This window comes from Streptomyces sp. NPDC002734 (genome assembly GCF_040295685.1).
Taxonomy (GTDB): Bacteria; Actinomycetota; Actinomycetes; order Streptomycetales; family Streptomycetaceae; genus Streptomyces.
Genome location: NZ_JBEOVU010000066.1, coordinates 1 through 5,727, shown reverse-complemented (window position 1 = coordinate 5,727; position 5,727 = coordinate 1). Strand labels below are relative to the sequence as shown.

At 73.0% G+C, this 5,727-nt stretch carries 6 protein-coding genes; 3 read left to right on the top strand and 3 right to left on the bottom strand.

What is annotated here, in order from left to right; translation table 11 throughout:
• The coding region (locus tag ABT026_RS31975; protein WP_351118706.1) for a maltotransferase domain-containing protein at nt 1-666 on the bottom strand (666 nt) is incomplete at its 3' end.
• Between the two features lie 56 nt (nt 667-722).
• Nucleotides 723-1,040, bottom strand: a complete 318-nt coding sequence (locus tag ABT026_RS31970; RefSeq protein WP_351118705.1) for a DUF5133 domain-containing protein — start codon at nt 1,038-1,040, stop codon at nt 723-725.
• Nucleotides 1,041-1,290: 250 nt separating this feature from the next.
• Here ABT026_RS31970 and ABT026_RS31965 point away from each other — a divergent pair, with 250 nt between their 5' ends.
• Nucleotides 1,291-1,815 carry a pep a2 gene (locus ABT026_RS31965; protein ID WP_351118704.1) on the top strand — a complete coding sequence of 175 codons (525 nt, stop codon included), beginning with the start codon at nt 1,291-1,293 and terminating at the stop codon, nt 1,813-1,815.
• The gene (gene glgX, locus ABT026_RS31960) at nt 1,812-3,959 is read left to right on the top strand and encodes a glycogen debranching protein GlgX (RefSeq protein ID WP_351118703.1); all 2,148 of its coding nucleotides are present in this window, start codon (nt 1,812-1,814) and stop codon (nt 3,957-3,959) included. The genes ABT026_RS31965 and glgX overlap by 4 nt, the downstream gene beginning before the upstream one ends.
• A gap of 128 nt (nt 3,960-4,087) precedes the next feature.
• Here glgX and ABT026_RS31955 read toward each other — a convergent pair whose 3' ends face one another.
• The gene (locus ABT026_RS31955; protein ID WP_351118707.1) at nt 4,088-4,915 is read right to left on the bottom strand and encodes a VOC family protein; all 828 of its coding nucleotides are present in this window, start codon (nt 4,913-4,915) and stop codon (nt 4,088-4,090) included.
• Nucleotides 4,916-5,158: 243 nt separating this feature from the next.
• Between ABT026_RS31955 and ABT026_RS31950 the strand changes: the two genes are divergently transcribed.
• Nucleotides 5,159-5,578, top strand: coding sequence for an ANTAR domain-containing protein (locus ABT026_RS31950; protein WP_351118702.1), 420 nt, complete (start codon nt 5,159-5,161; stop codon nt 5,576-5,578).
• Nucleotides 5,579-5,727: the final 149 nt, after the last annotated feature.

Genomic DNA, 5,727 nt, shown 5'->3' with positions numbered 1-5,727 from the left:
GACCGGCGGCCCGTCCTGCGGCACCACGGCGCCCTCGGAGCGCGGGAAGAACTCGTACCAGGAGCCGTACAGCGCCCGCTCCCGCTCCACCAGCAACGGCATCGGCCGCGCCGCCGACACCAGCTCCCGCAGGGGGTGCCGCTCCAGGGCCTCCTCGGCGGCGGGGTCGAAGGCGGCGGCGAAGCGCTCGTCCACGTCCAGCGAGTCGTCGCCCAGCGCCCGGGCGGCGCGGCGCACCGCGTCCCGGCCCGGCCCCTTGGGCACCCGGCGGGCCGCACGCGCGAACAGCTCGGCACCCTCCTCCAGGACCAGACCCACGTCGATGCGCGCCGGAATCTTGATACGGGCGTGCCGCCGCCAGGTGGCCACCGGATCGCTCCACGCCTCCACGGTGTACGTCCACAGCCCCGTCCGGTCCGGCGTCACCAGGGCGCCCCACCGGTCGGTCCCCGGGGCCAGCTCGCGCATCGGCGTCCACCGCCCGGGGCGGCCGTCGGGGTCCCGCAGCACGACGTTGGCCCCGACCGCGTCATGGCCCTCGCGGAACACCGTGGCCGTGACCTCGAAGGTCTCGCCGACCACTGCCTTCGCGGGACGTCTGCCGCACTCGACCGCCGGACGGACGTCGCGGACGGGAATGCGGCCGATGGCCTGGGGTCGCTTCATGCTTCTGCCTTCGTGAGCGGGATACCGGGGAGGAATCGGGGCGGGGCCGGTGGCGTCTAGCGGCCCGCGGGCGAACGGCGTCCGCCCGGAGGGCCGCGCCGGCCGGGCCGGCCGGCGGTCCGCCGCCCGCGCAGGAGCGGCGCCACGCGCCGCTCCTCGCGCAGGTAGGGGACCGGACCGGAGCGCAGGTAGCGCTCGGCGGCGTCCGCCGCCTCGCGCGCGCAGCGCTTGCCCATCAGGGCGCACAAGGCGTAGCCCGAGTCCTCGAAGCGGTCGCGCACCGCCGGGTCGGCGGGGGATGCGAGCATCACCCGTTCCCAGGCCCGGTACCGGCTGAGGTCGCGGGCCACTTCGGCCTTGGCCGGGAGCAGCATGGGGCGGGCCCCCTCTCGATGCTTCGAACGGTTGCTGGGCAGGCTTGTCACCCATGGTGCACATGGGACCACGCAGCGTCTTGTTGGGGGTTCAACGACCGCTGGAGTCGTCTCGGGTTGCACGAACGGCGTAAGACTCTCACCCTGAAGGTGACTCAGAAGCGAACACTGCTCACGCTTCGTGTTCGGGGCTCGTGTCCGCCAAGTGACACGAGGAGGCGGGGAGCTTCGCCGGTGAGGAGCCAACGAGATGAAGACCGCAGTGCCCTGCTACTACCACCTCGACGTGGAGGTCGGTCCGCAACGGGTCGACCAGGTCGGCCGGATCCTGGCCGCCCATCTCCGGTTCTGGAGTCTGGACAACCTCGTCGACCCGGTCCGCCGCGGCGCCGAGGTGCTGCTGCACGCCATCGAGGAGCACGCCGTCGACAAGAAGACCTCCATCGAGATGTGGTGGAACGGTCAGCACCTGATCACCGCGGTCGGGCAGAACGACCGCAACCTCCGCCCCGACCTCGAACTGCGCCCCTGCCTGACCCACATCGCCACGCACAGCGACGGCTGGGGCTGCTGCGACACGGGCGCCGGCCGGATCATCTGGTTCACCCGGCGGGCCCGTTCCGGGGAGAGGGTCCCGCTGGTGCCGGTCGGCCCCGACCCGCTGGTCACCGAGGCGCTCGAACTGCCGCGGGAGAAGCAGCGCGTCCTGGCCCTGGCCGGGTCCGCGCCGCCGCCGGAGGTCGCCGCCGTGCACGAGAGCGTGGTGACGCGGTGACCGCGCGCAGGACCGAGAGCGCCGGGGCGCCCGTGTGGAGCGGGCGCCCCTGCCCGCTGGGCGCCACCTACGACGGCCAGGGCACCAACTTCGCGCTCTTCAGCGAGGTCGCCGAGCGCGTGGACCTGGTGCTGGCGGACGACGACGGCTCGCACCGCACGGTGACGATGCACGAGGTCGACGGCTTCGTCTGGCACTGCTACCTGCCCGGCGTGGGCCCCGGCCAGCGGTACGGCTACCGGGTCCACGGCCCCTGGGACCCCTCCATGGGCCACCGCTGCAACCCGCGGAAACTGCTGCTCGACCCGTACGCCCGCGCCGTCGACGGCATGCCGGACGACCACCCCTCGCTCTACGAGCGGGCCCCCCGCGGCCGCGCCACGGCCGACAGCGCGGGGCACACCATGCTGGGCGTGGTCACCGACCCGTACTTCGACTGGGGCGACGACCGTTCACCCGGACGGCCGTACGCGGACTCCGTCGTCTACGAGACCCACGTCCGCGGCCTCACCCGCACCCACCCCAAGGTGCCCGCCCGGCTGCGCGGCACCTACGCCGGCCTCGCCCACCCCGCGGTGATCGAACACCTCACCTCCCTGGGGGTGACCGCCGTCGAACTGATGCCGGTGCACCAGTTCGTCCAGGACGGCGTGCTGCAGGGCAGGGGCCTCACCAACTACTGGGGCTACAACACCATCGGCTTCTTCGCGCCCCACAACGAGTACGCCGCCCGCGGCACCCGCGGTGAACAGGTGAACGAGTTCAAGGCGATGGTGAAGGCCCTCCACGAGGCCGGGCTCGAGGTCATCCTCGACGTGGTCTACAACCACACCGCCGAGGGCAACGAGAAGGGCCCCACCCTCTCCTTCCGCGGCATCGACAACGCCTCCTACTACCGCCTGGTGGACGGCGACTGGGGGCACTACTACGACACCACGGGCACCGGTAACAGCCTGCTGATGCGTCACCCGTACGTGCTACAGCTCATCATGGACTCGCTGCGCTACTGGGTGACCGAGATGCACGTCGACGGCTTCCGCTTCGACCTGGCGGCCACCCTGGCCCGTCAGTTCCACGAGGTGGACCGGCTGTCGGCGTTCTTCGACCTGATCCAGCAGGACCCGGTGATCAGCCGCGTGAAACTGATCGCCGAACCGTGGGACCTCGGCGACGGCGGCTACCAGGTGGGCAACTTCCCGCCGCTGTGGTCGGAGTGGAACGGCCTCTACCGCGACGCGGTGCGGGACTTCTGGCGGGCGGAGGACCACAGCCTGGCCGAGTTCGCCTCCCGGCTGACCGGCTCCTCCGACCTCTACGAGCGCGACCGCCGCCGGCCGCGCGCCAGCATCAACTTCGTCACCGCCCACGACGGCTTCACGCTGCGGGACCTGGTCTCCTACAACGACAAGCGCAACGAGGCCAACGGCGAGGACAACCGCGACGGCGAGAGCCACAACCGCTCCTGGAACTGCGGCGTCGAGGGCGAGACCGACGACGAGGGCGTCCTCGAGCTCCGGGCCCGGCAGCAGCGCAACTTCCTGGCCACCCTGCTGCTCTCCCAGGGCATCCCGATGCTCTGCCACGGCGACGAACTGGGCCGCACCCAGCGCGGCAACAACAACGCCTACTGCCAGGACAACGAGATCTCCTGGATCGACTGGCGCGGCCTCGGCGAGGAGCAGCGCGACCTGATCGGCTACACCAGCCGCCTGATCACCCTGCGCCGCGAGCACCCCGTGCTGCGGCGCCGCCGCTTCTTCCGCGGCGAGACCCCGGTGCGCGAGGGCCGGCCGCTGCCCGACCTGGTGTGGCTGCTGCCCGACGCCACCGAGATGGCCGACGAGGACTGGCACCGCTCCGACGCCCACGCCATCGGGGTCTTCCTCAACGGCGACGCCATCGCGGAACGGGACTCCTACGGCCAGCGCGTGGTGGACGACTCCTTCCTGCTGCTGTTCAACAGCTACTGGGAGCCGATGACCTTCCGGCTGCCGTCGGCGGCCTACGGCGAGCGGTGGACGGCGCTGATCGACACGGCCGACCCGCAGGGGACGCCGGACGAGGCCGAGCACAAGGCGGGCACCGCGCTCGTCGTCGAGTCGCGCAGCCTGGTGGTCCTCTCCCGGCCCCCGCTGACGGCCTGACGGGCTGACGGCCTGACGCGGCGGCGAACGCGCCGATGCGGCGGCGACCCGGAACCGGGTCGCCGCCGCATCCGCGTCCGTCGTGCCCGCCGTGCCACCGATCCGTCCGGCGCGCGGGCGGCGCGCGGTCAGGTCACCCGGCCGCCGAGCGGGCCGGTGGGCCGGTGGTAGACGGTGAACAGGGCGCCCTCCGGGTCGCGCAGCACCGCCTCCCGGTCGGTCGCACGGAGCACCGAGCCGTCGTTCGCCTCGGCGCCCCGGACGCAGGACGGGACGTCCTCGACCGCGAAGTGCACGTGCCAGCGCGGCCGGATGGTGGGGTCGGGCGCGGAGCCGAGGGCGCCGGACTCGATCCGCGCCACCTCCTCGTGGTTGTTGACCACCACCACCTCCTCGCCGTCGTAGCGGACCTCGCAGCCCCCGGGCCGGCCGGAGGCCCACTCGAAGACCTCGCCGTAGAAGATCGCCGAGTCGAAGGCGTCCCGGGTGCGCAGCCGGACGAGGACCGGGGCGGCCTCGCGCCAGGCGTCCCAGGAGCCGGAGATCTCGCCCTCCCAGATGCCGAAGGTGGCGCCGTCCCGGTCGGCGAGCAGGGCGGTGCGGCCGGGCGGCAGCGACAGCGGGCCGACCGCCAGGGTGCCCCCGCGCTCCTGGACCCGGGAGGCCGTCTCGTCGGCGCTCTCCACCGCGAAGTAGGCCGTCCAGTTGACCGCCATGTGCCACTGACCGGCCACCGCGGCGACCCCGGCGACCGGCACGCCGTCCACCTCGGCCACCCGGAAGAGGTCACCGAGCTTCATCGTCCGCCACTCCCAGCCCAGCACCGCGGTGTAGAACTTCTGGGTCACCGCCAGGTCGTGGCTGGTCAGGCTCACCCATACGGGTGCGCCCGAGATGGTGCGGGTCGAGCGCGGCCCGCCGGCACGCGGGGCGAGGGGCGTGCTGTCGTCGTTCATGGCAGTCATGGCAGTCCCACGTCCTGGAGTAAGAGGGCGCCCGGGCGAGGGCCAGCGCACACCGGCCCCCCAACCAGTGTCCGGCCGGACCGGCTGCCGGTGCCTGTCGAGTACCCGGGCCGCTGCGCCGAAACGGTGGCCGTCGTCCGGTCTCCTCCCGGTGGCAGGCGGCCGGACGAATGGCGACGATGTAGAGGAGCCCGAGGAGCCTACGGGAGCCTACGCCGCACGCCGGAGGTCACGATGCGCACGCAGGACCGTCCGGGTGACAGCGAGAAGGACCCGGTGCCCGCCGCGCCGCCGCCGCAGACCGTCGCCGGGGCCGCCGCCGACCGGGTGTTCGCCCTGGAGGCCGAGGTCGCCCAGCTGAAGGAGGCGGTCACCTCGCACGCCGTGGTGGACCAGGCGATCGGCAGCCTGGTGGCACTCGCACGGGTGACGCCCGACCAGGGCTGGGCGGTGCTCAAGGAGGTCTCCCAGCACACCAACGTCAAGCTGCGGCAGGTCGCCGAGACGGTGCTCCTGTGGGCGCGCACCGGTGACCTGCCCGAGGAGATCCGCACGGCCCTCGAGGAGGCGCTGATCAGCCGCCGCGTCCCGGCCGGCCGGCCCGTCGCCCGCTCGCGTTTCAACGCCGCCGGGCCCGGTCACTCCGGTCACTGAGCTCGCTTTCGAACGGCTCCCGGGACGGTTCGGCAGTGAGCCCGTCCCAGCCGCCCGGCCGCAAGGCCGGGCGCCGGGGAGAACACGGCCGAAAGCAAGCGGACGGTCGTGTTCCGGCCAGGGGCGAATGGGACCTCACGTGCGGAGGG